This window comes from Dactylosporangium sp. McL0621 (assembly GCF_049995355.1).
Lineage (GTDB): Bacteria > Actinomycetota > Actinomycetes > Mycobacteriales > Micromonosporaceae > Dactylosporangium.
Genome location: NZ_CP188259.1, coordinates 5,732,316 through 5,757,248, shown reverse-complemented (window position 1 = coordinate 5,757,248; position 24,933 = coordinate 5,732,316). Strand labels below are relative to the sequence as shown.

The window sequence follows — 24,933 nt, the reverse complement described above, 5'->3', positions numbered from 1 at the left end:
GGCGGACGTGAGCCTTCTCGACACGCCTGCGGCGGCGTGTTACCTGCATGGGCTATCCCTTCCGGTTGGTTGACCACAGCTCGACGTTGCCGTCGAACTGCCAGAGCGGGTTCGGTGTGTCCCCGGCCGGGGTGTGCACCAGGAAGTAGCCGTTCACTTCCTTCGGTCCATCGCCGTCGGCGATGTACCGCCCGTCTGCGGTGACGTCGAGCTGGTAGATGGCCGACCCGGTGGCCTCGACGTCGGGAAGGTGCCAGGAGACGACGCAGCGCCAGTCGTTGCCCGGCCCCTCGGGGGTGCCCTGGCCGCCGCCCTTGGTGCACGCCGCGGTCGCGCCGAGCCGCTCCTCGGTCACGTCCGGGCGGTTCAGCTGGCCGGTCTGGATGCGGTACAGGTGGGCGAACGCGATCGCGACCGAGCGCTCGACCTTGTCCTGATCGATGCCGGAGCTCGTCGCCCCGCTGCCGTTCGCCGCGGCGACGACCGCGATAGTCACGGCGACCAGGCCCGCGAGCGGCAGCAGGCCGGCGGTGACCGCCCGCCGCCCGGCGCCGTCGTAGGCCGGGTTGGTGAAGTCGCGCCGGATGAAGAGCAGGTAGGCCAGGGCCGTCGCGGTCGCCGCCCACGCCAGGCTGACCGCGACGCCGATGAGCAGCGGACCGGGCTGCGCCGGGCTGGTGAACAGGCCGTTCCAGGCGATGAAGGCGTACCCGGGCAGCGCGAGACGCACGGCGACGGGCAGCGGCAGCATCTGGGCGACCTGCATCGCGAGGGCGACGAGCGCCGGCAGCAGCAGCCCCATCGGCGAGCGCCCGAGCGCGACGGAGCCCAGCAGCCCGATCGCGGCGAGCGCGAGGGTCGGCGCCAGCACGCAGACCCAGGCCAGCAGGACCTTGCCGGCGGCGTCGCCCGGGGACAGCAGGTGCCCGTCGAGGCCGACCAGCGGCCGGTTGCCGACGGCCGCGAGCCCGCCGGCCGTGCTGGAGACGGCCAGCCCGGTCACCATCAGCACGATGACGCTGAGGCTCGCGAGGGCCTTCGCGGCGAAGATGCGCCGCGGCGAGCGGACCGCCACGAGCAGGTGCCGCCAGGTGCCGAGCCGGTCCTCGGCGGCGAACACGTCGCCGGCGACGACCGAGGTGAGCAGCGGCAGCGCCCAGGTGCCGGCGAAGCCGAGCATGACCAGCGACCCGGCCCAGCCGGTGGTGAGCATCCAGCGGCCGAAGAGGGTGTCGGTGGGCAGCGTGCTCTGCTGGCCGACCGCGGCCACGAACAGGGCCGGCGCGATCCAGCAGGCGAGCACCAGCAGCCGGACGCGCCACTGCGAGACGAGCTTGACCACCTCGAACCGGTAGCCCCGGGGCACGGAGACGGGCCGGGCGGCGGTGATGGTCGCGGTCATACGGCCGCCTCCTGCTGTTCGGTGAGCGTCAGGAACGCGGCCTCCAGGGGCGACACCACGGGCGCGAGCTCGCGCAGCGCGATGCCGGCCCGCACGAGCCGCACCACGAGCTCGTCGAGGGCGGGCACCAGCGCGTGCACGACGAGCGTGTCGCCCTCGGCGACGGCGATCCCGGGGGTCTCGGCGGCCAGCCGGCGCGCGGCGGGCGGGTCGGAGGTGAGCAGCCGGTAGTCGAGCTCCCGGCTCTCCACGGCCAGCTTGGACAGCGGGCCGGAGAAGACAACCCGCCCGGTGGCGAGGATGGTGACGTCGGAGCAGAGCGCCTCGACGTCGTCCATGCGGTGGCTGGACAGCACGACGCCGGTGCCCTGGGCCGCGAGCCGGGTGAGGACGCCGTTGACGTGCTTCTTGCCGGCCGGGTCGAGGCCGTTGGCGGGCTCGTCCAGCACGAGCAGCCGGGGCCGGGACAGCAGGGCGGCGGCCAGCCCGAGCCGCTGGCGCATGCCGAGGGAGAAGCCGGCGGCCCGGTCGTCGGCGACGTCGGTGAGCCCGACCTGCTCCAGCGCCTCGTCGATCGGGGTCGTGGGCGCGTCGCGGCCGCGCAGCGCGGCGAGCGCGGCGAGGTTCTGGCGGGCGGTGAGCGAGGGGTAGAGGCCGGGCCCGTCTACGAAGCCGGCGACGCCGTCCGGGGCGGCGAGCGCCCGGCCGACCGGGGTGCCGAGGATCTCGAGCCGGCCGCTGTCGGCGACGGCGAGGCCCAGCAGCAGCCCCAGCAGCGTCGTCTTGCCGGCGCCGTTGGGCCCGACGAGCCCGTGGATCTGACCCTCGGCCACGTCCAGGTCGACGCCGTCGAGCGCGACGACCTCGCCGAAACACTTGGTGATCCCGCGCGCGCGGATGGCTCGACGTCTGTCCATGCCATCGAACCTAAGGACCGCGCAACGACACAGCAGGCCCGCCGAGCTGAACGTTTCCGAAACGGGGAGAAGACCGACGTCGATGAACAATCCTCCGGAAACCGCCCCTTTCCAATGTATGGTCACCCTCCCCCGTAGAATCCCCGGCGTCGATGCGTCGGGTGAGCCAGGGGGCGGCATGCCGGAAACGATCATGGTGGCGTTCCGGCCGCCGGCGGCGGCGTCGAGGAGCTCAGCTGGGGGCAGCGCGAGCTGTGGAACGGCATGGAGCGGCAGCGCACCTGGATGCCGATGGGCATCGTGCTACCGCTGGCCGCCGGGGCCACCGTCGAGGACGTCGCCGAGGAGCTGCGGTTCATCCTCGAGCGCTTCCCCTCGATGCGCACCCGGCTGCGCCTGCGCCCGGACGGGCCGCCGCTGCAGGTGCTCGCCGGCGCCGGGGAGGTACCGCTGGAAGTCATCGACGCCCCGGACGACGCCGATCCGGCCGCGGTCGCCGCGGCGGTCAGCGCCCGGCTGCACGGGACGGCGTTCGACTTCGAGCGCGACTGGCCGGTCCGCACCGCCGTCATCCGGCACCGGGGCGCGCTGACCCACCAGGTGACGGTCGTGTGCCACCTCGTCAACGACGGCTTCGGCGGGCTCGTGCTGGCCGAGCAGGTCGGCCGCTGGCACCGCGCGGGCCGGCGCGCCGACGGCGAGCCGGGCGGCCTGGCCCCGCTGGAGCAGGCACGGTGGCAGCGGTCCGAGGCCGGGCGCAGGCAGTCGGCGTCGGCGCTGCGGCACTGGGAGAAGACCCTGCGGGCCATCGAGCCGCGGCGCTTCCCCGGGCCCGTCGACGCCCGGCGGCCGCGGCACTGGCAGGCCGACTTCTCCTCGCGCGCGCTGCACCTGGCCGCGCAGGCCGTCGCCCGGCGTACCGGCACCGACCGCACCACGGTGCTGCTGACCGCGTTCGCCGCCGCCCTGTCCGAGGCGACCGGCATCCACCCGGTGGTCGTGCGCGTGGTGGTCAGCAACCGGTTCCGCAGCGCGCTCGCCGAGGCCGTGAGCCCGGTCAGCCAGCCCGCCCTGTGCGTGCTCGACGTGGCGGGCCGGCCCTTCGACGAGGCCGTGGCGCTGACCGGACGGCGGAGCCTCACGGCGTACAAACACGCCTACTACGACCCCGGCGACCTCGAGGAGCTCATCGCGCGGGTCAACCGCGACCGCGGCGAGGAGGTCGACATCGCCTGCTACTTCAACGACCGCCGCCCGCCAGGCCCGGCCGACGGGCCGGTGCCGGCCGCCGAGGAGGTGCGGGCCGCGCTGCCCGAGACCACGTTCCGGTGGATGGCCAGGCAGGACCGGCCCAACGAGCGCATGTTCGTCACCATCGCCGCCGAGCCGGATACGGTACACCTGGACATCTGCGGCGACACCGAGCACATCCCGCCGGCCGCCCTCGAGGCCTGCGTGCGCGGCATGGAGGCGGTGACCGTCGCCGCGGCCACCTGATCGCACAGGAGGACGCATGCCGGGCCGGTTCGAGATCTGGACGTCGATGCCCAAGGTGCTCGTGTCCACCACCCGCACCGGCGCGGGCCACAACACCCGGGTCATCGGCGGCGACCTGCTGCGCGCGCTCGCGGAGCTGCGCGCGCAGACCGACGGCGACGTGGGGGTCGGCGGGGCGACGCTCGCCACCCACCTGCTGCGGGCCGGGCTGCTCGACGAGCTGCTGCTCCTCACCCACCCCGTCATCCTCGGCGCGGGCCGGCCGCTGTTCGACGACCACGCCGAGCCGATCGAGCTGGACCTGCTCGAGCAGCGCGCGTTCGAGCAGGGCGTGACGATGCACCGGTACGCGGTCAGAGGGTGACCACACCTTGATGTCGAGAACCGGCGGGCCGCTCCGACCGGATGGCGAACGGACACCCGGAGGGAGAGGATCACCGCCATGAGCAAGGTCGTCTGCAACATCGCCGCTTCGCTGGACGGGTACGTCGCGGGGCCGAACCAGAGCCTCGAGGCGCCGCTGGGCGAGGGCGCCGAGAGCGTGCTGCACCGGTGGATGTTCGAGGCCGAGGAGGAGAACGCGGCCGAGGTCGCCGAGATCTGCGACGCCGGCGCGTTCATCATGGGGCGCAACATGTTCGGGCCGGGCCGCGGCGCGTGGGACCTCGGCTGGCAGGGCTGGTGGGGCGAGGACCCGCCGTACCACGGCCCCGTCTTCGTGCTCACCCACCACGAACGCGAACCGCTGCCGATGGACGGCGGCACCACGTTCCACTTCGTCACCGGCGGGATCGCCGAGGCGCTCGAGCGGGCCCGCGCGGCGGCCGGGGACCGCAACGTCGCCGTCGCCGGGGGCGCCTCGACCGTCAACCAGTTCCTGGCCGCCGGGCTCCTCGACGAGCTGCGGCTGCACGTCGCGCCGGTGCTGCTCGGGCGGGGCGAGCGGCTCTTCGAGGGGGTCGGCCGGGCCGGGCTGACCCAGGTCTCGGCCCGGCAGACCTCGCTCGTGACGCACCTGCGCTACACGATCGACCGGTAGGCGGCGTGGACACCGGTTCGTGGACGTGGGGGTCGGGCTGCTGCTCACGCGGGGGTGACCGCGGCACGTCGTGTCGCGGCACCACCACGCTCAGCCTCGCCGGTGACCGGCTGGAGTACCGCGGGTTCTGCGCCGACCCCGGATTCGGCGGCGGCTACTGGATCGCCGATCAGCCGGTCGACGACTTCCTCGCCCGCGGACCGGCACGACCGCTGCCCGAGGACGTCGTCGCGGCCGTCACAGCCGCTCGATCCAGAACTGGACCGACGTAGGCGGCAGGGACAGCGACAGCACCGGGCCGGTCTTGTCGGCCAGGTTGGCGTTGCGCGCCGCCGGCGTGTACTGCTGGCCCTGGAACGCCCGCGCCGAGCCGGTGTCCACGGTGTAGGAGACGGTCGACGTGCCCCGGTTGGTGAAGGCGAAGACGAGCTTGCCCTGCGGGGTCTTCCACGCCATGATCCGCTGGTCGGTGCGGACCGTCGCCTCGTCGACGGCGTAGCGGACCGAGTTCCACGGCAGGTACTTCACGAAGCCGTGGATGCCGTTGAAGTTCTGCGGGTTGTAGTCCCAGTGCCCCTTGGCGATGCCGGCGAACTTCGTGAAGTCGTCGTCGTCATAGGGGCGCCAGTAGCCCAGCGAGTAGCCCGAGGACTCCGAGTTGTACGTCGGCTTGAGCGCGTGCAGCCAGAACCAGGTCGGCGCGTTCTGGAACGTCATCCAGTTCATGATGGACTGGGCGGTGTTCACCATCTTCCAGTCGCTGGTCGGCACCTGGTACTCGAACTCGTTGGAGAACACCGGCTTGCCGGCCGCGTCGCTGGTGTAGTTGTTCTGCAGCTGGTCGTTGCTGTCCGAGCCGATCCGGTGGAACGACCAGCCGTCCACGTAGGACAGTGCGGCGGCGTCGGCCCGGATGAGCGCCCCGCCGCGGCCGCGCTGGCCGTTCTCGGCGTCGGCGTGGATGAAGACGTCCGGGAAGGCCGCGCGGACCTTGGGCGCGACCGCCTTGAACGCCTTGTAGTACTGGTCGTTGCTGTACCCGCAGCAGGAGTAGGCGACCCCGGCGATGCTGGGCTCGTTCTGCAGGCTGAACATCTTGACGGGCACGCCGTTGTCGCGCAGGTACTGCAGGTCGCGCACGATCGCGTCGCCGAACTGGTCGAGCCAGCCCGGGTCGGTGGAGGCGATGGTGCCGCCGACGTAGCTGCCGTTGCTCTTCCAGCCGGGCGCGGGCGACCAGTACTCGGCCGAGACGCCCTCGATCCCGGACTGCGCGACGAGCTCGGCCAGCTCGCTCAGCTGCGTCGACCAGCGGCCGACGATCTGCTTCTGGGCCGCGTCCAGGCCGCGCAGGTAGAGCCCGAGCGCCAGGCGGAGATAGCGGAAGCCGCGGTCGTCGCGGATCTTCAGCAGGTCGCGGTACATCCGGGTGCGCTCGGTCGCGACCAGGTCGTGCGGCACCGAGGTGGTCGCGGCGGGCAGGCCGTTGTTGCCCGAGCCGATCGAGTCGGACTGGATCTCCACGCCGAGGCCGAGGATGGTCTGGCGGGGCTGGTCGTGGCGGATGACGTAGTCGGCGGTGGCGGCGCTCGCGGGGCGGGCGAAGGCGGAGGCGCCGATGACGGCGCCGGCGAGGCCGATGGTGGTGCGTCGGGTCAGAGGCATGGCGGTCCCTCCTGGAGCGGTGGCAGGCCGAGCTTGCCCCGTGGTCCGGGGCGGAGCAGGGCGGCGGTCTGGGCCGCGCCGGCGCCGCCGTCGAGGACGAGTTCGGTGCCGGTCAGATATGGGGCGGTGAGGACGTAGGCGACGGCGGCGGCGATGTCGTCGGGGGTGCCGAGGTGCTGGGTTTCGGTGAGGCGGGCGAGGTCGTCGGGGTCGGTGAGGCGGGTTTCGGTGTCGGGGGTGCGGACCCAGGCGGGGGCGATGGTGACGGCGCGGATGCCGTGGCGGGCGTAGTCGACGGCGAGCTGGCGGGTGAGGGCGGCGAGGGCGGCTTTGGATGCGCTGTAGGCGGGCAGGGCGGGGAAGTGGCGGGTGGCGTGGATGGAGCCGATGGTGATGATGACGCCGTGGCCGGCGGCCATCATGGCGGGCAGGACGGCGCGGGCGCACAGGAACGCGGAGGTGACGTTGGTGTCCATGACGTGGTGCCAGGCTTCGAGGGTGGTCTCGTGCGCGGGGGCACCGGCGGTGATCCCGGCGCAATGAACAAGGGCCTTCACCAGGCCGGCATCGGCGAGCGCGGCCTGCACGCCTTCCTCGGTGGTGAGGTCGCCGTCGGCGCGGTCGACGCCGTGGACCTGGTAGCCGTCGGCGGCGAGCCGGGCCGCGACCGCCGACCCGATGCCGCCGGCCGCGCCCGTCACCACGACCAGGTCAGGCACGGAACACCGCGTACTCGGCGATCAGGTCCTCGTCGAGCGTGACCCCGAGCCCGGGCCCGTCCGGCACGACCAGCGCACCATCCACGAGGGACGGTCGCTCGAGCGGCAGGTCGTCGCGCAGGGGGTTGGGCAGCCGGTTGTACTCGTAGATGGGCACGTTCGGCGTGGCCGCGGCGAACTGCAGGGCGGCCGCGAGCCCGACCGCCGACCCGACACCGTGCGGGGACACGGCGACGTGGAACGCGTCGCACAGCGCCGCGATGCGCCGGGCCTCGGTGATCCCGCCGGCCCGGGCCAGGTTCGGCATGACCACGTCGACGGCCCGCCGCAGCAGGAACTCCCGGTAGCCGTACCGGGTGAACTCGCTCTCGCCGGTCACCACCGGGATGTGCACGGCCGCGCGGACCTCGGCCAGCCCGGCCACGTCGTCGGTCGCCAGCGGCTCCTCCAGCCAGCGCACGCCGAGCGGCTCCAGGGCGAGCCCGAGCCGCACGGCCGTCTTGACGTCGTAGGCGCAGTTGAGGTCGACGTGCAGCGCGGCCCGGCCGGCCATCGCCTCGACCACCGCGCCGGCGTGGGCCAGGTCCGTCGCCTCGCCCCGGCCCAGCTTGAGCTTCACCGCCCGGAAGCCGGCGTCCACGAAGGACAGTGCCCGCTCGGCCGACTCCGCGGTGGTCGGCAGGAACGGGATCGGCGAGGCGTACACCGGCACCCGGTCCCGGACCGGGCCGCCGAGCAGCCGGTGGACCGGCAGCCCGGCGGCCTTGCCGCGCAGGTCCCACAGGGCCAGGTCGACGCCGCTGATCGCCTCCAGGTAGAAGCCGCCGGTGCGCCCGGCGCCGGCCTGCGCGCCGAACATGAGCTCCCACAGCGCCTCCGAAGCGCCGGCGTCCCGCCCGAGCAGCATCGGCGCGAGCACGCTGCCGACGATTGTCGCGGTGACGCGCGGCTCCGGCAGCCCGTAGGCCTCCCCGATGCCCTCCAGCCCGTCGGTCGTGCGGATACGAACGAGGGTGGTGTACTGCCCGAGCCGCGGCAGCACCCGATGGCTGGACGCGGGCGTGAGCAGCCAGTCGGGCACCGCGTCGCGGCTGCCGTAGACCCGCTCGAACGGGGCGGACAGGGCGACGGCCTCGACGGAGGCGATGGTGAGCTTCACGGGATCCCTTACTTGATGAGGGCGTTCATCCGGTCGCGGGCCGAGGCGAGCGCGTCCTTCGGCGTCTTCTTGCCGATGAGGATCGACTGCACCTCCTCGGCGAGGACCTTCTCCATCTGCGAGAACTGCGGATACCCCCAGAACGGGCTGGCACTGGAGTTCGCACCGATCTGCGCACTGAAATCGGTCGCGAACTTGTCGTTCTTCACCGCCGTATCCGCCAAACCCGCATTCGTCGTCGGCGGCAACCCCGTCCTGGTGAACCAGTCCACCGCATACCCCTTATCGGTGGTGACCGTCTTCGCGAAATTCGCCGCCGCGGCCGCCCCCGCACCGTTCATCACCGCGATCACCTGACCCCAGGCCAGATGCCGAGGCTTGTCCCCACCGGCCTTCACCGGCCGCGCCACCGGCTGCAACTTCGCCGCAAGATCCTTGTCCGGCGACGACTTCGTCACCGTCGCCTTCCCACCGATCGCATCCTCATAGAACGCGGTCTTCCCCTGCGACATCAACGCCCGCGCATCAACCCGGTTCACATCCGCCGCGATCAGCTTCTGGTCATACAACTTCTTGTACCAGGTCAACGCCTCAACACTGCCGTCATCCCCGATCACAATCCGGTTGTCCCGCACAATCGGCGACCCGAACTCCCACATCCACGGAATGACATCCTTGAGCTGATCCACCTTCGTCATACCCGCCCACGGCACAATCCCGTTCCCGAGCCCCTTCACCGCCGTCAACGCCGCCTCGAACTCGGCCACCGTCTTCGGCGGAGCCGTCACCCCCGCCCGCGTCAGCAACTCGTTGTTGGCGATCAGCCCGATCCCGGCGAACGTCCACGGCAACCCGTACTGCACCCCGTTCGACTGCCCCAACGCCAACGCCGCCGGCGCATAATCCAGCCCGCCCACCACACTCCGCAGATCCACCAACTTCCCCGTCGCCGCCAGGGTCGCCAGCCACGCCACATCGAGCTGGATCGCCCCCTTCAACTGACCACCCTGCACCTGCAACAGCAACTGATTCAGATAATCGTTGTACGGATACGACGGCGTCGTGATCTTCACACCGGCATTCGCGGCACTGTACTTATCGATCGCATCCTGCATCGGCTGCTTCGTCACCGCCTCGTTGAACGACCACGACGTGAACGGAAACTCCTTCACCCCGTCATCCTTGAGGCCTTCGGAGCCGGCGGGAGTGGGGGCCTGGGTGGACGGGGCGCAGGCGGCGAGCGTGGTCAGACCGATCGCGCCGAGGAAGGTGCGGCGGGTGATATGCATCGGGACAACTCCTGAAAAGGGGGTGTTCAGCCCTTCACGGCGCCGGAGGTCAGGCCGGCGACGAGATAGCGCTGCAGAACGGTGAAGCCGATGACGACAGGGAGGGACACGACGAGGGAGGCCGCCATGAGATCGGGCCAGGCCGTCTCGAACTCGCCGAGGAACGTATTCACCAGACCCGGCGGCAGCGTCTGCTTGTCAGGCCCGGCAAGCGTCAGGGCGAAAATGAAGTCGTTCCAGCCGCGGATGAACGCGAACAGTCCCGTGGCGACGAGGCCGGGCAGCGAGACCGGCAGCAGAATGCGATGGATGATCGCACCCTGCCCGGCCCCGTCGACCTTCGCCGCCTCGATGAGCTCATCGGGGATGGTGTCGAAGAAGCCCTTCAGCATCCACACGCACAGCGGCAGCGTGAACGTGGTGAAGGACAGAATCAGCGCCAGGTACGAGTTGAGCAGACCGGCCTGACTGAACACGAGGTACAACGTGATGAGCAGCAGGGCCTGCGGAAACATCTGCGAGGCCAGCACGAGGTACATGAGCGAACGGCGGCCGCGGTACCGGAACTTCGCGAACGAATAACCGGTGTAGGCGGACACGATGACGGTGAGCACCGCGGTGAGCGCCGAGACGATGAGCGAGTTCAGCAGGTACCGCAGCAGCTTGGGATTTTGGAAGATGTTCCCGAAGTGCTCGAACGTGATGTGGTCGGGCACGAAGTGCGGCGGAAACCGGAACACCTCCTGCGTAGGCGTCAACGCCGTGACGAGGACCCAGTAGACCGGGCCGAACGCAAACACCCCGATGACGGCGACGGTGCTCACGGCGAGCCAGGGGCGCGGGCGGGTCACGCCCGCTCACCCCGCTCGGCCAGCCGCACGTAGACGACGGTCAGCCCGAGGATGAGCAGGAGCCACAGGGCGCCGAGAGCGCTCGCCCGGCCGAGGTCGAAGGCCTTGAAGGCGGTGTCGTACACCGCGACGGCGAACGTCGTCGTCGAGCCGGCCGGCCCACCACCCGTGAGCACATAGATCATGTCGAAGTGCTGCACATTCCAGATCACCTCGAGCAGCACGACAATCCCGAGAATCCCCCGCAGATGCGGCAACGTCACATGCCAGAACCGCGCCACCGCACCCGCACCATCCAGCGCCGCCGCCTCATGCAACGCCGCCGGCACCGTCTGCAGACCCGCCAGCAACATCACCATGATCCACGGGAAACTCGCCCACGACTTCGCCACCACGATCGCCGCCATCGCCGTACCCGGCTGCCCCAACCACGACACCGGCTCATCCACCAGATGCAGCCTCGTCAGTAACCCATTGAGCAGCCCATAGTTCGCATTGAAAATCCAAAGCCAGATGAACGACACGACGACACCCGGGATGACCCACGGCATCAGGAACAGACCGCGCAGCACCGCACGGCCGCGGATGCGCGAGTTGAGCGCCAGGGCCAGAGCGAAGCCGAGGACCACCGGCACGACCGTCGAGGCGACCGTGAACACCAGGGTGTTCTGCAGTACCGGCCAGAAGTTCTGCGCCAGCACGTCCCGGAAGTTCCCCAGGCCGACGAACGAACGGCCCGGGAGCACCAGGCTCTGCCGGAACAGGCTGGTGCTCAGCGCCCCGGCGAGCGGGTAGAGCACCACGGCGCCCAGCAGCGCGAGCGCCGGGAGGGTCAGCAGGAAGCCGAACGTACGGTCGGACAGGCCCCTGGGCGCGCTCACGGCTCCACCGCCCCGGTGCCGACGCTCGGGTGGTCGTCGTCGAGGTCGATGAGCTCCGGGTCGAGGTGCGCCCGCAGCTCCACGCCGAGCTGCCACTCCACGTGGTCACGCGCGGCGCGCTCGGCGTCGTCCGGGTCGCGGCGGCGCAGCGCGTCGAGGATCGCCGCATGCTCGGTCATGACCTGGCCCCAGGCCGGGTCGACACGCACGCCGATGCGGTAGTGCTGCACGCGCAGCAGCGCGAGATCGGTCATCTCGCGCAGCGTCGCGTACCGGGTGGCGGTGGCGATCCCGGTATGGAACCGCCGGTTGAGCTCCGACATCGGACCGAGCCGCCCCCGCTCGAACTGGAAGCGCATCTGCTCGTGCAGCTCCTGCAGCTCGGCCAGCTCGGCGTCGGCGATGGTGGTCGCGGCGACCCGGGCGGCCAGGCCCTCCATCGCGCCACGGGCCAGGTAGACCCCGCGCATCTCGCGCAGCGACAGCGGCGCGACGTGGGCGCCGGCGTGCGGGTTGGGCTGCACGACGAGGCCCTGGCCGGTGAGCCGCTGGACCGCCTCGCGCAGCGGGATCTTGCTGATGCCGAGCGAGCGCGACAGGGCGTCGATGTTGATGCGGGCGCCCGGGCGCAGCTCGCCGGAGAGGATGGCCCGGCGGAGGCGGTCGTAGACGACATCGGCCTTCGTCTGGAACCCCTCGAGTCGATCCACGCCATCTCCCCAGGTCAGGCGATCGTCGTATACTATCGATCGCATGCGAGGCAGTGTTGCACCCGCATCCAGGGCGGCGCAAGAGGCTCAGCGGGCGGTCACCGCCAGGTAGCCGTCCTCGAGGCCCGGCTCCACCGGCAGGGCCTGCGGGCTCGGGGCGACGGGGGCGACGATGCGGTACCGGACGCCGCCCTCCTGCGGGATCGCGGACACGATGGTGCCGTCGGCGGGCGGCGGGCCGTCGGTGACGAGCGACCACACGCGGCCCTCGGCGCACCGGGTCAGGTCGCCGACCGTGCCGCGGAAGATGAGCCGCCCCTTCGCCAGCACCGCGACCTCCCGGCAGGTCTGCGCGATGTCGTCGACGATGTGCGTGCTCAGCAGCACCGTGCGCCGGCCCGCGAACTGCGACAGCAGCGTGCGGAACCGGATCCGCTCCTCCGGGTCGAGGCCCGCGGTCGGCTCGTCGACGATGAGCAGCCGCGGGTCGGCGAGCAGCGCCTGGGCGATGCCGACCCGCTGGCGCATGCCGCCGGAGAAGCCGCGCAGCCGCCGGTCGGCGTGCTCGGTCAGCGCCACGACCTCGAGCAGCTCGCCGACCCGCCGGCGCCGGGCCGCACGGTCGTCGAGGCCCTTGAGCAGCGCCACGTAGTCCAGGAACTGGCGGGCCGTCAGGTCCGGGTATACGCCGAGGTCCTGCGGCAGGTAGCCGAGCTCGCGCTGCACCGCGGTGCGCCCCGCCCCGCCGCCGAGGTCGTGCCCGCCCACGGTCACGCGGCCCGACGACGGGCGCACGATGCCGGCGAGGATGCGCATGAGCGTGGTCTTGCCGGCGCCGTTGGCCCCGAGCAGCCCGAACATGCCGGTCGGCACGACGAGGTCGAGGCCGTCGAGGGCGGCCACCCCGCCGCGGTACGTCTTGGTCAGCCGTTCTATCTCGATACGCATGCAAGGTCGACCGGTGGGGGCCGGCAGCAGTACCACCGCCAGGCCCGCCGTGGCGAGCACGACCGCACTCAGCAGCGGCAGCGCCACGACCGGGCCGGTGAGCGCCGCGATCGCCGGCCACCGCGGCCACGCAGTCCCTGGTGTAGAAGGCGGCCGCGGCCCGGCCCCGCACCGCGTCCTCGCTGCCCGTCTGCACCCGACAGCCGGTGACGACCTTCGCCACGGCGCCGGGCACACCGGCGGCGGTCACGGCGGCGAGCGCCACCGGGAGCGCGGTCGTGGGAAGCATGGCGCTGGACGGGGGCCGGACGGCGACCGGGGACGCGGCGGAGGACCTCGGGCTCGCCGCCGGCGCCCGGGTGGTCGTGCCGGTGAAGGCGACCGAGGTCAGCGTGGCGCTGCCCTAGAGCGGTTCAGGCCGGGTAGGCGTGGGTCTCGATCGCCTTGACCGCGGCCCACACCTGCTCCCCCGGGGCCAGGTGCAGGTGCGCGGCGGCGGCCGGGGTGACGTCGGCGGCCGCGGCGATCGGCCCGTCCAGCTGGACGCGCAGGTTGTCGCCGTGCCGCTGGATGCCGGTGATGGTGGCCGGCCACGTGTTGCGGGGGCTGCCGTCGGGCCGGCTCGGGTGCAGGGCGACGGCGGCGGGGCGGAACACGACGAACGCGTCGCCGTCGACCCGGTCGTCGCAGGTGAGGGCGAACCCGTCGGCGAGCCGGACGGTGTGGCCGTCGGCGCGGCCGCGGTACAGGTTGAGCCCGACGAGCCGGGCGACGTAGTCGGTGCGCGGCCGGGCGGTGACGGTGGCGGCGTCGCCCTCCTGCACGACGTGGCCGTCCTCCACGATGACGAGCCGGTCGGCCAGGACGAGCGCGTCGAGCGGGTCGTGGGTCACCAGCAGCGTGGCGCCCGGGTGGGCGGCCAGGTGCCGGTGCAGCTCGGCCCGGGTGTCCAGGCGGGTGCGGGCGTCGAGCGCGGCGAGGGGTTCGTCGAGCAGCAGCAGGGTCGGGTCCACGGCCAGGGCCCGGGCCAGCGCGACCCGCTGGGCCTGGCCGCCGGACAGTTGCCGGGGTCGGCGGCGGCCGTAGTCGGCGAGCCCGACCCGGGTCAGCCACGCCTCGGCGGTGGCGTGGGCGGTGCGCCGGTCGGCGCCGCGCCGGCGGGGGCCGAACGCGACGTTGTCGGCGGCGGTCAGGTGCGGAAAGAGCAGGTAGTCCTGGAACACCACGCCGATCGGGCGGCGCTCCGGCGGCGTCCACACCCGGCGGGCGGGCCGGTCCAGGTCGGCGCCGGCGAGGGTGAGGTGGCCGCCGGTGAGCGGTTGCAGGCCGGCGAGGGCGCGCAGGGCGGTGGTCTTGCCGGCCCCGTTCGGGCCGAGCAGGGCGACGACCTCCCCGGCGGCGATGGTCAGCGCGATGTCCAGGCGGAACGTGCCCCGGTCGACGACCAGGTGCGCGTCGAGCATCGCCGGGTCGGAGTGGCCCGTCACGTGCTGCCGATCCAGCGGTCGCGCAGCCCGGCGAGGATGGCCACGGAGACGGTGAGCAGGATGAGGCTGAGCACGATGGCGGCGTCCAGGTCGCCGCTCTCGAGGGTCTGGTACACGGCGAGGGGCATGGTCTGGGTGATGCCGGGATAGTTCCCGGCGAACGTGATCGTGGCGCCGAACTCGCCGAGCGCGCGGGCCCAGCACAGGATCGCCCCGGCGGCGACCCCGGGCGCGACCAGCGGCAGGGTCACGTGGGTGAACGTGGTCCAGCGCCCGGCGCCGAGCGTGGCCGCGGCCTCCTCGTAGCGGCGGTCGGCGCCGCGCAGCGCCCCCTCGACGGCGATGATGAGGAACGGCATCGCCACGAACGCCTCGGCCACGACGACGCCGGTGGTGGTGAACGGCAGCGTGAACCCGAACGTCGTGTCGAGCCACTCGCCGAGCAGGCCCCGGCGGCCGAACACGAGCAGCAGCGCCACCCCGCCGACGACCGGCGGCAGCACCAGCGGGACGGTGACGAACGCCCGGACCAGCCGCCGGCCCGGGAACTCGACCCGGGCGAGCAGCCACGCCAGCGGTACGCCCAGCAGGAGGCACAGCACCGTGGCGAGGGTCGCGCACTGCAGGGACAGCCACAGCGCGGTCAGCAGCCCGGGGGTGGCGAGCCGCTGGGGCAGCGTGCTCCACGGCGCCCGGATCAGCAGCCCGGCCAGCGGCAGGACCAGGAACGCCAGGCCGAGTGCGGCGGGCAGCAACAGGCCGAGCGGCGCCTGCCGGCCCGGGGCAGCGCGGCGGGGCAGCGCGGTGTCGCGCCGTCCCGGCTCGTCGTCCGTGGTCACGGGGCCTGGAAGCCGGCCTCGGTCAGGACCGTCTTGCCCTTGTCCGACAGCACGTACGCGATGAACGCCTTCGCCCCGGCCGCATTCTTGGCCGCCTTGAGCGCGACGATCGGGTACTCGTTGATCGCCCCCGCCGACTCCGGGAACTCGATGCCCTCGACGTCCGCGGTGGCGACCTTGGCGTCGGTGCGGTACACGAGCGCGGCATCGACCTCGCCGAGCCTCACCTTCGACAGGGCCGCCTTGACGTCCTGCTCGAGCGTGACCGGGGTCAGCTTCACGCCGGCGGCGCCGAGCGCCTTCTTCGCCGCCGCGCCGCACGGGACCGCCTCGGCGCACAGCGCCACCTTGACCCCGGGCTTGGTCAGGTCGGCCAGGCCCTTGACCGCCTTCGGGTTGCCCTTCGGCACGGCGATCACGAGCTGGTTCTTCACGAACGTCGTCGGGGTGCCGTCGCCGTTGCCGGCGTCGGTGACGGTCTTCATGTTCGCCGGCGCCGCGGAGGCGAACACGTCCGCCGGGGCGCCCTGGTTGATCTGGGTGGCGAGGGTGGAGCTGCCGCCGAAGTTGAACTTCACCGTCGCGCCCGGGTTCGCGGCCTCGAAGTCCTTGCCGAGCTTGGTGAACGTCTCGGTCAGCGACGCCGCCGCGAACACGTTCACGGTGCCGGTCACGCTCGGCGCGGCGGCACTCGTGGCGCCCGTGGTCCCGGTCCCGGCGGCGGGGGTGTCGGTCTTGTCGCTGCCGCAGCCGGTCACGGTCAGCGCCGCCGCCGCCGCGACAGCGGCGAGCGTGGTGCGCGCGCGGTGCAGTCTCACGTGGTCCTCCCTCTATGTGCCACGGCCGGGGTGGACCGCTCCACCACCACCGTGGTCGACTTGATCACTGCCACCGCGACCGACCCGACCTGCAGATCGAGCTCGTCGACGGCCTCCCGGCTCATCAGCGACACCAGCCGGAACGGCCCGGCCTGGATGTCGACCTGGGCCATGACCGTGTCCTTCACCACCGCGGTGACGATTCCCCGCAGCCGGTTGCGCGCCGACGTCTCGGACCGCCCGTCGGGCTCCACGCCCTGGGTGCGGACGAAACCGGCGAGCTCGACGCCGTCGATCGTGCGGTGGCCGTGCTCGTCGCGGCCCGCCTGGAGCCGGCCGGCGTCGACCCACCGCCGCACGGTGTCCACGCTCACCCCGAGCAGTTCGGCCGCCTCGCCGATCCGAAAGACCGTCACGGCCATCACCGTACCGCGCCGCACTTGCGGCCTTCTACCCACCGATCGGACCGCATCCTCGGCATGGTTTAGGCGGAACAGCCGCCGCATCTGCATCATGGCTACATGGCCGAGCAGGATCGGCGGTGGGCCACGGTGCTCGACCATCTCGCCGCCGCGCTGCTCGAACGGGCCGCGCGGGTCGTGGTCGACGGCACTGACAGCGCCGCTTGCGCTGCTGGCCGACCGGCTCGCGGAGCGGCTGCACGCCGCCGACCGGCACTGCGTCCGGCTCACCGCGGCCGCGGGCGTCGCCGAGGACGACGGATGGGCGGTCCGCTCCGCCGGCCGCGTGGTCATCGCCGACGGGGGCCGCTGGCGCGACCGGCTCCCGTCCGGCTCCTGGGACCTGACCGTCTGGGTCCGCACGCCGCCCGCCACGGCCGCACCCTGCGCCCCGACGAGCCGCTCGCCGAGCCGGTGCTGCGCTCCGTCACCGGCCGCACCGGCTGGCGGCTCGTCAGCTACGACGACCCGCCGCACCGCTTCCACGCCGTCGCCGTCCGCCGGTGACCGGCCGGCGGGGCCGCGCTAGACCTTGATCCGCTCTCCCGCCGGGTCGAAGGGCGGGCGCCGGTGTACCGTCGCGGGCACGAGCCGGCCGCCGACGTTGATCTCGAAGGCGCCGCCCTCCCAGGCCGTGACGTACGCCAGGGCCACGCACGCGCCAAGCGTCTCGCCCCAGGCCGCCGAGGTGACCTGGCCGACCGGGCGCCCGTCGCGCCGGACCAGTTCGCCGCCCCACATCATGACGTCCGGGTCGCCGGCGACGAGGGAGACCAGGCGGCGGGCCGGGCCCTCGGCCTTGGCCCGTTCGACGGCGGCGCGGCCCAGGAACGGGGTGTCCGAGCGCAGCTTGCAGGCGAACAGCAGCCCCGCCTCGACCGGGTTCGTGTCCGGGTTCAGGTCGGGGCCCCAGGCGCGGTACCCCTTCTCCAGGCGCAGCGAGTTGATCGTGTAGTAGCCGGCCGGCGCGATGCCGGTCTCCAGCAGCCGCTCGTAGACGCCGGCGGCGAACTCGGCCGGGACGTACAGCTCCCAGCCCAGCTCGCCGACGTAGGTGATGCGGGTCGCGCGCACAGTGGCGTGCCCGAGGTCGATCTCCCGGCTGGTCGCGAACGGGAACGCGGCGTCGGACAGGTCGGCCCGCGTCAGCGACCGGAGCAGCTCGCGCGACCGCGGCCCCATCACCCCGTAGACGGCGTAGGCGGAGGTGACGTCGGTGGCGGTGACGTGCCGCTCGCCCGTGTGCCGGCGGATCCAGTCGCGGTCGCGCTCCACCGAGCCGGAGCTGGTCACCAGCAGGTACTCGTCGCGCGCCAGCCGGGTGACGGTCACGTCGGACTCGTAGCCGCCGCGGGCGTTGAGCAGGCCGGTGTACACCGCACGGCCGGTCGGCACCGCGACGTCGGCGGTGCACAGCCACTGCAGCAGCTCCTCGGCGTCGCGGCCGGCGATGAGCAGCTTGCCGAAGGACGTCTGGTCGAACAGCGCCGCCGCCTCCCGGGTCGCGCGCTGCTCGGCGGCCGACCACGCGAGCCAGTTCGGTTTGCCCCAGGTGTACTCCAGCGAAGGCGTCACGCCCGCGGGCGCGAACACGTTCACGCGCTCCCAGCCCATCTTCGAGCCGAAGGCGGCGCCCGCGGCCGCCTGCAGGTGGTGGGCCGGGGAGCGCCGGAACGGCCGGGCGGACGTCAGCTCGCGGTTGGGCCACGGCACCTCGTAGTGCAGCCCGAGCACCTCGGCGACCCGGTCGTGCAGCCACTGGTTGTTGCCGTGGAACGGCGCGAACCGGCGGATGTCCACACTGGACAGGTCGCTGGTCGGCTCGCCGGCCACGATCCACTCCGCGAGGGCCCGCCCGGCGCCGCCGGCCGAGGCGATGCCGACCGAGTTGAAGCCCGCGCCGACGAAGAAGTTCCGCACCTCCGGCGCCTCGCCGAGGATGAACTGGTTGTCCGGGGTGAAGCTCTCCGGGCCGTTGTAGAACTTCTTGATGCCGGTCTCCCGCAGCGCCGGAATCCGCAGCTGCGCGTTGTCCATGAGGATGCCGAAGTGGTCCCAGTCCTCGGGCAGGAGCTGGAACTCGAAGGGGTACGGCAGCCGGTCAGGCGCGACCCACGGCTTGGCCTCGGGCTCGAACCCGCCGACGACGAGCCCGCCGACCTCCTCCTTGAAATAGGTGTACCCGTCCGGGTCGCGCAGGATCGGCAGCATCCGGTGCACGCCGGCGATCGCGTCGGTGACCACGTAGAAGTGCTCGGCCGAGTGCAGCGGCACGTTGACCCCGGCGAGCGCGCCGACCGCCTTCGCCCACTGCCCGGCGCAGTTGACGACGATCTCGGCCTCGATGTCGCCCGCGTCGGTGCGCACCCCGGCGACGGCACCGTCGCGCACGTCGACGCCGAGCACGCGCACGCCCTGCACGATCCGCGCGCCGCGGTCGCGGGCGCCCTTCGCGAGGGAGTTCGTGACGTCGGTGGGGTTGGCGGTACCGTCGCCCGGCAGCCAGATCGCCCCGACGAGGTCCTCGGTGGCCAGGATCGGGTACAGGTCCCGGGCCCGCACGGGGCCGATGAGCTCGCACTCGAGGTCGTAGGCGGCGGCGGACGCGGCGGTGCGCTCGAGCTGGACCATCCGGTCGGGGGTGCGGGCGACGGTGACGCCGCCGCACCGCTTGAAGCCGGTACCGAGCCCGGTCTCGGCCTCCAACTCGCCGTACAGCTGCGCGGAGTACTGCACGAGCCGGGTGCCGCTCTCGGTCGCGCGCAGCTGCCCGACGAGGCCGGCCGCGTGCCAGGTGGTGCCGCTGGACAGCCGCCCCTGCTCGACGAGGACCAGGTCGGTCCAGCCGAGCTTGGCCAGGTGGTAGGCGACGCTGGCCCCGATGACGCCACCGCCGATGACGACGACGCGAGCCCGGTCCGGCAGGGCGCTGCTCATGCCCGCGACGCTAGCAGCGCCGTCGCCACCGCAAAAGGATCTACAGGTCGCCGCTCAGCCCCGCCGCGCCACGAACGCCCTACAGATCGCCGCTCAGCCCCGCCGCGCCACGAACGCCCTACAGATCGCCGCTCAACCCCGCCGCGCCACGAACGCCCTACAGCTCGCCGCTCAACCCCGCCGCGCCACGAACGCCCTACAGCTCGCCGCTCAACCCCGCCGCGCCACGAACGCCCTACAGATCGCCGCTCAGCCCCGCCGCGCCACGAACGCCCTACAGATCGCCGCTCAACCCCGCCGCGCCACGAACGCCCTACAGATCGCCGCTCAGCCCCGCCGCGCCACGAACGCCCTACAGCTCGCCGCTCAGCCCCGCGGCGCCACGAACGCCCTACAGCTCGCCGCTCAGCCCCGCGGCGCCACGAACGCTCTACAGCTCGCCGAGCGCCGTCAGCGGGGACTCGACGCAGTCGGCGATGTAGCGCAGGAAGCCGCCCGCCGCGCCGCCGTCGCAGGCCCGGTGGTCGAACGCGAGGGTGAGCTGGCTGACCTTGCGCACGGTGAGCTCGCCGCCGACCACCCACGGCCGGTCGATGATCCGGCCGATGCCGAGGATCGCGACCTCCGGGTGGTTGATGATCGCGGCGGAGCCGTCGACGCCGAAGACACCGTAGTTGTTGACGGTGAACGTGCCGCCGGTCAGCGCGGCCGGCGCGAGGGTGCCGGCCCGGGCGGCCGCGGTGCGCTCGGCGATGGCGGCCGACAGGGCGCGGGTCGGCATCCGGTGGGCGTCGCGGACGACGGGAACGACCAGGCCGCGGTCCGTCTGCGCGGCAAATCCCAGGTGTACGTGCTGCGGTATGACGATCTCGTCCCGCTCGACGCGGGCGTTGAGCTCGGGGTGGCGGGCCAGGCCCAGCAGCGCGAACCGGGACAGCAGCGCGAGCAGGCTGACCGGCCGCTCCGGCGCGGCCGCGTTGAGCGCGGCGCGGGCCGCGAGGAACTCGGTGGCGTCGACGTCGACCCACACGGTGGCCTCGGGGATCTCGCGGCGCGACCGGCTGAGCTTCTCGGCCACGGCGCCGCGCACGCCCTTGAGCGGGATGCGGGTCTCCCCCGGCTCGGTGGGCACCAGGGCCTTCTCGACGTCGGCGCGGCGGATCAGCCCCTCGGGGCCGGTGCCGACAACGGTCCGCAGGTCGAGCCCGCCCTCGCGCGCGATCCGCCGGACCAGGGGCGAGATGACCCGCACGGGACCGCCGCCGTGCGGCACAGGCCCAACGCCGTGCGGCACAGGCCCAACGCCGTGCGGCACAGACCCGTCGCCGTGCGGCACAGACCCAACGCCGTGCGGCACAGGCCCAACGCCGTGCGGCACAGACCCGTCGCCGTGCGGCACAGGCCCAACGCCGTGCGGCACAGACCCGCCGCCGTGCGGCACAGGCCCAACGCCGTGCGGCACAGGCCCAACGCCGTGCGGTACAGACCCGTCGCCGTGCGGTACAGACCCGTCGCCGTGCGGCACAGACCCGCCGCCGTGCGGTACAGACCCGTCGCCGTGCGGCACAGACCCACCGCCGTGCGGCACGGTCTGGGCCCGGCGGGGGCCGCGGCGGTTGCGGCGGGTCTCGGTCGTGGTGCCGTAGCCGATGAGCACGTTGCCGCTGACGACGCCCGGCTCCTGGAGGCCCTCGACCGGCTCGACCGTGATCAGCGGCGCGCCGACACGGACCACGGTGCCCGGCGGGGCGTGCAGAGCGGTGACGGTACCGGCGAAGGGAACCGGCACCTCGACCGCCGCCTTGGCCGTCTCGACCTCGACGACGGGCTGGTCGACGCGCACGGTGTCGCCGACGCGGACCATCCAGGTGAGCACCTCGGCCTCGGTGAGGCCCTCGCCGAGGTCGGGCAGGAGAAAGTCAGGCATGGTCGTCCCACTGCAGCTTGGCGACGGCGTCGAGGATGCGGTCGGGGTTGGGCAGGTGGTGCTGCTCGAGGTGCGGCGGCGGGTACGGGATGTCCAGCCCCGTGACGCGCAGGATCGGCGCCTGCAGGTAGTGGAAGCACTGCTCCTGCAGGCGGGCGACGACCTCGGCGCCGTACCCGGCGAACCGTGCGGCCTCGTGCACGACCACGACGCGGCCGGTGCGGCGCACGGAGGCGGTGACGGTGGCGTCGTCGAACGGCGAGAGGCTGCGCAGGTCGATGACCTCGAGGTCCCAGCCCTCCGCGACGGCCGCGTCGGCCGCCTCGAGCGCGGTGGCGACCATGCCACCGTAGGCGACGACTGTCACGTCCGGCCCGGGCGCCGCACGAGGGCGCGGTCGATCGCCGGGCCGTCGACGGTGAGCGGCTCGGTCTCCTTGGACCAGTACCGCCGCTTGGGCTCCAGGAAGATGACCGGGTCGGGGCAGGCGATCGCCTGGCGCAGCAGCCGGTACGCGTCCGACGGCGTGCCGGGCGTGACGACCCGCAGGCCCGGGGTGTGCGTGTAGTACGCCTCGGACGAGTCGCAGTGGTGCTCGACGCCGCCGATCCCGCCGCCGTACGGGACTCGCACGACGATCGGCAGGCCCACCTTGCCGCGGGTCCGGTTGCGCAGCTTCGCCAGGTGGCTGGTGATCTGCTCGAAGGCCGGGTACGCGAACGCGTCGAACTGCATCTCGACCACGGGCACCAGGCCGTTCATCGCCATGCCGATCGCGGTGCCGACGATCCCGGACTCGGCCAGCGGGGTGTCGAACACCCGGCCGTCGCCGAACTTGGCCGCGAGCCCGTCGGTGACGCGGAAGACGCCGCCGAGGGGGCCCACGTCCTCGCCGAACACGAGCACCCGCGGGTCGTCGGCGAGCGCGTCGGCCAGGGCGGCGTTGAGCGCCCCGGCCAGGCTGACCGTGGTCGGCCGCTCCACCATGCTGGTCATGCGGCCTCCGCTTCGCTCCGGCCGCACGACCTCCGAGCTGAGCCCATGATGCCCGGCCCCTCCGCTTCGCTCCGGACCGGTCATGCCCGTGCCTCCTCGTCGAGTTCGGCCATGAGCTCGGCCCGCTGCGCGAGCAGCGCCGGGGTCGGGGTCGCGTACACGTGCTCGAACAGCTCCACGGGGTCGACCACGGCGTCGGCGTTCATCGCCTCGCGGACGTCCGCCGCGAACCGCTCGGCCTGCTCGGCGAACCCGGCCTCGGTGGCGTCGTCGAGGAGGCCGGCGTCGTGCAGGTACACCCGCAGGCGCTTGATCGGATCGCGCTCGAGCCACGCCCGGACCTCGTCGGAGTCGCGGTAACGGCTGGCGTCGTCGGCGTTCGTGTGCGCCTCGATGCGGTAGGTGAGCGCCTCGATGAGCGTCGGGCCCTCCCCCGCGGCGGCGTGTTCGACCGCCTCGCGCACCACCGCGTGGACCGCGGCCGCGTCGTTGCCGTCGACGAGCCGGGAGCGCATGCCGTACCCGACGCCCTTGTGCGCCAGCGTCGGTGCGGCGGTCTGCTTGGACAGCGGCACGCTGATCGCGTAGCCGTTGTTCTGCACCAGGAACACCACGGGCGCCTTCCACACCGCGGCGAAGTTCAGCGCCTCGTGCGTATCGCCCTCGCTGGTGGCCCCGTCGCCGAGCAGTACCAGGGCGACCTGGTCCTCGCCCTTGAGCCGCGCCGCGTGCCCGAGGCCGACGGCGTGCAGGGTGTTGGTGGCCAGCGGGGTGCACTGCGGGGCGACGCGGTACGCGTACGGGTCGTAGCCGCAGTGCCAGTCGCCGCGCAGCAGGGAGAGCACCTCGACCGGCGGGACGGCGCGGGAGACGATCGCCACGGAGTCGCGGTACGTCGGGAAGAGCCAGTCCTGCTCGCGCAGCGCGAGCACGGCGCCGATCTGGCACGCCTCCTGGCCGTGCGAGGACGGGTACACCGCGAGGCGGCCCTGCTTGGTGAGCGCCGTCGCCTGGGCGTCGAAGCGGCGGCCGACCGTCATCCGGCGGTACAGCTCCAGCAGTGTCTCGTTCTCCGGAAGGCTCGCGCCGGCGCGGCGGTGGCCGTCGGCGTCGATCAGGCCGAGCGGGGTGTCGCTCGGCAGCAGCGCCTCGATGGTGGTCACGGGGTTTCCTTCCACCAGGTGGGATGTCCAGCATCATCGGCCCCTCTGCGGCCATTGGTCCAGCGCAGGACTACATTTGGAGACGAATGGACCTGCTTTTGCTCGGATCCGCCGCTTAGGGAGACGGATGGCTCAGCTGGATGAGGTGGACCGGCGCATCGTCGAGGCGCTGCGGGCCGACGGCCGGGCGTCGATGCGCACCCTGGCCGAGGCCCTGCACATCTCGCGGGCCAACGTCTACGCGCGCGTGCAGCGCCTCGAGCACGACGGCGTGATCACCGGCTATACCGCGACCATCGATCCGCAGCGGTACGGCCTGGGCGTCGCCGCCTATGTGTACGTCAACATCAGCCAGCACTCGTGGAAGGCGGTCCAGGCGCGCATCCTCGCGATGCCGGAGGTCGACCACGCCGCGCTCGTGTCGGGCTCGCACGACCTGGTGCTGCTCGTGCGTACCCGCGACACGACCTCGCTGCGCGAGCTGGTGCTGACCCGCCTGCAGGGCATGCCCGAGATCACCTCGACCGAGACGGTGCTCATCTTCGACGAGCTGCCGACCACACCGCGCGTAAATTCTCTGCCATGACAACGCTGGATGAGTTTGCCGCGCTGGCCGCGCGGGAGCACGGCCTCGTGGTGGTCTCGACGGTCCGCGCGGACGGCACGGTCCAGGCCTCGGTGGTGAACGCGGGCGCCCTGGCCCACCCGCTCACCGGCGCGCCCGCGCTCGCCTTCGTCACCTACGGGAAGGTGAAGCTGGGCAACCTGCGCGCCCGGCCCCGCGTGACGGTGACGGCCCGGGCGGGCTGGGAGTGGGCGACGCTGGAGGGCACCGCGACCCTGATCGGCCCGGACGACCCGGCGGTCGGCGTCGACGCCGACCGCCTGCGGCTGCTGCTGCGCGAGGTCTTCAAGGCGGCGGGCGGCGATCACGAGGACTGGGACGAGTACGACCGGGTGATGGCCGAGCAGCACCGCACGGCCGTGCTCATCGACCCGGCCCGCATCTACAGCAACGGGTAGGCGGCTTCAGGCCGCGCGCAGCCACAGGGTGGTGCCGGCGGCGGCGGTTATCCGGCCGTCGCCGAGCATCAGCAGCGAGCCCATGCGATCACGCTACGGCGCGCCAGGCCACTCGACTGTGGCATTCATAATAGTGAATGTCGATAGCAGGGCCGGCGCCCGCGACGACGTGGAGCGGGCCGGGACCGAGCCCCGGCCCGCTCCT

The 24,933-nt window shown here is 72.8% G+C and carries 24 protein-coding genes and 1 pseudogene; 7 read left to right on the top strand and 18 right to left on the bottom strand.

Annotated features, from left to right (window positions below; all coding sequences use genetic code 11):
* Positions 1-52: 52 nt before the first annotated feature.
* Positions 53-1,402, bottom strand: a complete 1,350-nt coding sequence (locus ACPPVO_RS27175; RefSeq protein WP_426513975.1) for an ABC transporter permease — start codon at positions 1,400-1,402, stop codon at positions 53-55.
* On the bottom strand, positions 1,399-2,319 hold the full coding sequence (locus ACPPVO_RS27170) for an ABC transporter ATP-binding protein (RefSeq protein ID WP_426513974.1): 921 nt from the start codon (positions 2,317-2,319) through the stop codon (positions 1,399-1,401). The genes ACPPVO_RS27175 and ACPPVO_RS27170 overlap by 4 nt, the downstream gene beginning before the upstream one ends.
* Positions 2,320-2,583: 264 nt before the next feature.
* Here ACPPVO_RS27170 and ACPPVO_RS27165 point away from each other — a divergent pair, with 264 nt between their 5' ends.
* The 3 genes from ACPPVO_RS27165 (at position 2,584) to ACPPVO_RS27155 (ending at position 4,855) form a co-directional block, all read left to right on the top strand.
* Positions 2,584-3,816 carry a condensation domain-containing protein gene (locus ACPPVO_RS27165; protein WP_426513973.1) on the top strand — a complete coding sequence of 411 codons (1,233 nt, stop codon included), beginning with the start codon at positions 2,584-2,586 and terminating at the stop codon, positions 3,814-3,816.
* Between the two features lie 16 nt (positions 3,817-3,832).
* Complete coding sequence (locus ACPPVO_RS27160; RefSeq protein WP_426513972.1) at positions 3,833-4,180, top strand: dihydrofolate reductase family protein; 348 nt, start codon at positions 3,833-3,835, stop codon at positions 4,178-4,180.
* Between the two features lie 78 nt (positions 4,181-4,258).
* Positions 4,259-4,855, top strand: a complete 597-nt coding sequence (locus ACPPVO_RS27155) for a dihydrofolate reductase family protein (RefSeq protein ID WP_426513971.1) — start codon at positions 4,259-4,261, stop codon at positions 4,853-4,855.
* Positions 4,856-5,092: 237 nt separating this feature from the next.
* Here the strand turns inward: ACPPVO_RS27155 and ACPPVO_RS27150 are convergent, their stop codons facing one another.
* The 8 genes from ACPPVO_RS27150 to ACPPVO_RS27115 form a co-directional block, all read right to left on the bottom strand.
* Positions 5,093-6,520 carry a hypothetical protein gene (locus ACPPVO_RS27150; RefSeq protein ID WP_426513970.1) on the bottom strand — a complete coding sequence of 476 codons (1,428 nt, stop codon included), beginning with the start codon at positions 6,518-6,520 and terminating at the stop codon, positions 5,093-5,095.
* Positions 6,511-7,239: an SDR family NAD(P)-dependent oxidoreductase gene (locus ACPPVO_RS27145; RefSeq protein WP_426513969.1), complete on the bottom strand. Its 729-nt coding sequence runs from the start codon at positions 7,237-7,239 to the stop codon at positions 6,511-6,513. The genes ACPPVO_RS27150 and ACPPVO_RS27145 overlap by 10 nt, the downstream gene beginning before the upstream one ends.
* The gene (locus tag ACPPVO_RS27140) at positions 7,232-8,398 is read right to left on the bottom strand and encodes a mandelate racemase/muconate lactonizing enzyme family protein (RefSeq protein ID WP_360395182.1); all 1,167 of its coding nucleotides are present in this window, start codon (positions 8,396-8,398) and stop codon (positions 7,232-7,234) included. The genes ACPPVO_RS27145 and ACPPVO_RS27140 overlap by 8 nt, the downstream gene beginning before the upstream one ends.
* A gap of 8 nt (positions 8,399-8,406) precedes the next feature.
* On the bottom strand, positions 8,407-9,687 hold the full coding sequence (locus ACPPVO_RS27135) for an ABC transporter substrate-binding protein (protein ID WP_426513968.1): 1,281 nt from the start codon (positions 9,685-9,687) through the stop codon (positions 8,407-8,409).
* Between the two features lie 26 nt (positions 9,688-9,713).
* Entirely contained in the window at positions 9,714-10,538 is an 825-nt protein-coding gene (locus ACPPVO_RS27130; RefSeq protein WP_426513967.1) for a carbohydrate ABC transporter permease, read from the bottom strand.
* On the bottom strand, positions 10,535-11,419 hold the full coding sequence (locus ACPPVO_RS27125; RefSeq protein ID WP_426513966.1) for a carbohydrate ABC transporter permease: 885 nt from the start codon (positions 11,417-11,419) through the stop codon (positions 10,535-10,537). The genes ACPPVO_RS27130 and ACPPVO_RS27125 overlap by 4 nt, the downstream gene beginning before the upstream one ends.
* Positions 11,416-12,129 carry a GntR family transcriptional regulator gene (locus tag ACPPVO_RS27120; RefSeq protein WP_426513965.1) on the bottom strand — a complete coding sequence of 238 codons (714 nt, stop codon included), beginning with the start codon at positions 12,127-12,129 and terminating at the stop codon, positions 11,416-11,418. The genes ACPPVO_RS27125 and ACPPVO_RS27120 overlap by 4 nt, the downstream gene beginning before the upstream one ends.
* An 87-nt stretch (positions 12,130-12,216) precedes the next feature.
* Positions 12,217-13,164, bottom strand: a complete 948-nt coding sequence (locus tag ACPPVO_RS27115) for an ATP-binding cassette domain-containing protein (protein ID WP_426513964.1) — start codon at positions 13,162-13,164, stop codon at positions 12,217-12,219.
* Positions 13,165-13,283: 119 nt separating this feature from the next.
* Between ACPPVO_RS27115 and ACPPVO_RS27110 the strand changes: the two genes are divergently transcribed.
* Complete coding sequence (locus ACPPVO_RS27110) at positions 13,284-13,484, top strand: TOBE domain-containing protein (RefSeq protein ID WP_426513963.1); 201 nt, start codon at positions 13,284-13,286, stop codon at positions 13,482-13,484.
* A 6-nt stretch (positions 13,485-13,490) separates the two neighbouring features.
* On the opposite strand, the gene ACPPVO_RS27105 is transcribed toward ACPPVO_RS27110, so the two are convergent.
* Genes ACPPVO_RS27105 through ACPPVO_RS27090 form a run of 4 tightly spaced genes read right to left on the bottom strand, consistent with a single transcriptional unit; the run spans position 13,491 to position 16,637 of the window.
* The gene (locus tag ACPPVO_RS27105) at positions 13,491-14,540 is read right to left on the bottom strand and encodes an ABC transporter ATP-binding protein (protein WP_426514700.1); all 1,050 of its coding nucleotides are present in this window, start codon (positions 14,538-14,540) and stop codon (positions 13,491-13,493) included.
* 20 nt (positions 14,541-14,560) lie between these two features.
* The gene (locus tag ACPPVO_RS27100; protein ID WP_426513962.1) at positions 14,561-15,403 is read right to left on the bottom strand and encodes an ABC transporter permease; all 843 of its coding nucleotides are present in this window, start codon (positions 15,401-15,403) and stop codon (positions 14,561-14,563) included.
* Positions 15,400-16,221 (bottom strand): molybdate ABC transporter substrate-binding protein, encoded by an 822-nt coding sequence (gene modA / locus ACPPVO_RS27095; RefSeq protein ID WP_426513961.1) that lies wholly within the window; start codon positions 16,219-16,221, stop codon positions 15,400-15,402. The genes ACPPVO_RS27100 and modA overlap by 4 nt, the downstream gene beginning before the upstream one ends.
* Positions 16,218-16,637 carry a TOBE domain-containing protein gene (locus tag ACPPVO_RS27090; protein ID WP_426514699.1) on the bottom strand — a complete coding sequence of 140 codons (420 nt, stop codon included), beginning with the start codon at positions 16,635-16,637 and terminating at the stop codon, positions 16,218-16,220. The genes modA and ACPPVO_RS27090 overlap by 4 nt, the downstream gene beginning before the upstream one ends.
* A 306-nt stretch (positions 16,638-16,943) precedes the next feature.
* Here ACPPVO_RS27090 and ACPPVO_RS27085 point away from each other — a divergent pair, with 306 nt between their 5' ends.
* On the top strand, positions 16,944-17,189 hold the full coding sequence (locus ACPPVO_RS27085; RefSeq protein WP_426513960.1) for a hypothetical protein: 246 nt from the start codon (positions 16,944-16,946) through the stop codon (positions 17,187-17,189).
* A gap of 18 nt (positions 17,190-17,207) precedes the next feature.
* Here ACPPVO_RS27085 and ACPPVO_RS27080 read toward each other — a convergent pair whose 3' ends face one another.
* From ACPPVO_RS27080 to pdhA, 4 genes and pseudogenes are all read right to left on the bottom strand, one after another.
* Positions 17,208-19,619 carry a GcvT family protein gene (locus ACPPVO_RS27080; protein WP_426513959.1) on the bottom strand — a complete coding sequence of 804 codons (2,412 nt, stop codon included), beginning with the start codon at positions 19,617-19,619 and terminating at the stop codon, positions 17,208-17,210.
* A gap of 430 nt (positions 19,620-20,049) precedes the next feature.
* Positions 20,050-21,546: a dihydrolipoamide acetyltransferase family protein gene (locus ACPPVO_RS27075; protein ID WP_426513958.1), complete on the bottom strand. Its 1,497-nt coding sequence runs from the start codon at positions 21,544-21,546 to the stop codon at positions 20,050-20,052.
* A pseudogene (locus tag ACPPVO_RS27070) lies at positions 21,539-22,533 on the bottom strand (alpha-ketoacid dehydrogenase subunit beta). The gene ACPPVO_RS27075 and the pseudogene ACPPVO_RS27070 overlap by 8 nt, the downstream one beginning before the upstream one ends.
* An 89-nt stretch (positions 22,534-22,622) precedes the next feature.
* Positions 22,623-23,705: a pyruvate dehydrogenase (acetyl-transferring) E1 component subunit alpha gene (gene pdhA / locus ACPPVO_RS27065; protein ID WP_426513957.1), complete on the bottom strand. Its 1,083-nt coding sequence runs from the start codon at positions 23,703-23,705 to the stop codon at positions 22,623-22,625.
* A gap of 127 nt (positions 23,706-23,832) precedes the next feature.
* Here pdhA and ACPPVO_RS27060 point away from each other — a divergent pair, with 127 nt between their 5' ends.
* A complete protein-coding gene (locus ACPPVO_RS27060) occupies positions 23,833-24,291 on the top strand; it encodes an Lrp/AsnC family transcriptional regulator (RefSeq protein WP_426513956.1) in 459 nt (152 codons plus the stop codon).
* Complete coding sequence (locus ACPPVO_RS27055) at positions 24,288-24,728, top strand: TIGR03618 family F420-dependent PPOX class oxidoreductase (RefSeq protein ID WP_426513955.1); 441 nt, start codon at positions 24,288-24,290, stop codon at positions 24,726-24,728. Before ACPPVO_RS27060 ends, ACPPVO_RS27055 begins: the two co-directional genes overlap by 4 nt.
* Positions 24,729-24,933: the final 205 nt, after the last annotated feature.

Coding starts and splice junctions, on each gene's coding strand:
- ACPPVO_RS27150 (WP_426513970.1), bottom strand. CDS start 6,520: ATGCCTCTGACCCGACGCACCACCATCGGCCTCGCCGGCGCCGTCATC.
- ACPPVO_RS27055 (WP_426513955.1), top strand. CDS start 24,288: ATGACAACGCTGGATGAGTTTGCCGCGCTGGCCGCGCGGGAGCACGGC.
- ACPPVO_RS27135 (WP_426513968.1), bottom strand. CDS start 9,687: ATGCATATCACCCGCCGCACCTTCCTCGGCGCGATCGGTCTGACCACG.
- ACPPVO_RS27075 (WP_426513958.1), bottom strand. CDS start 21,546: ATGCCTGACTTTCTCCTGCCCGACCTCGGCGAGGGCCTCACCGAGGCC.
- ACPPVO_RS27085 (WP_426513960.1), top strand. CDS start 16,944: ATGGGCGGTCCGCTCCGCCGGCCGCGTGGTCATCGCCGACGGGGGCCG.
- ACPPVO_RS27165 (WP_426513973.1), top strand. CDS start 2,584: ATGGAGCGGCAGCGCACCTGGATGCCGATGGGCATCGTGCTACCGCTG.
- ACPPVO_RS27105 (WP_426514700.1), bottom strand. CDS start 14,540: ATGCTCGACGCGCACCTGGTCGTCGACCGGGGCACGTTCCGCCTGGAC.
- ACPPVO_RS27170 (WP_426513974.1), bottom strand. CDS start 2,319: ATGGACAGACGTCGAGCCATCCGCGCGCGCGGGATCACCAAGTGTTTC.
- ACPPVO_RS27060 (WP_426513956.1), top strand. CDS start 23,833: ATGGCTCAGCTGGATGAGGTGGACCGGCGCATCGTCGAGGCGCTGCGG.
- ACPPVO_RS27160 (WP_426513972.1), top strand. CDS start 3,833: ATGCCGGGCCGGTTCGAGATCTGGACGTCGATGCCCAAGGTGCTCGTG.
- ACPPVO_RS27155 (WP_426513971.1), top strand. CDS start 4,259: ATGAGCAAGGTCGTCTGCAACATCGCCGCTTCGCTGGACGGGTACGTC.
- ACPPVO_RS27175 (WP_426513975.1), bottom strand. CDS start 1,402: ATGACCGCGACCATCACCGCCGCCCGGCCCGTCTCCGTGCCCCGGGGC.
- ACPPVO_RS27080 (WP_426513959.1), bottom strand. CDS start 19,619: ATGAGCAGCGCCCTGCCGGACCGGGCTCGCGTCGTCGTCATCGGCGGT.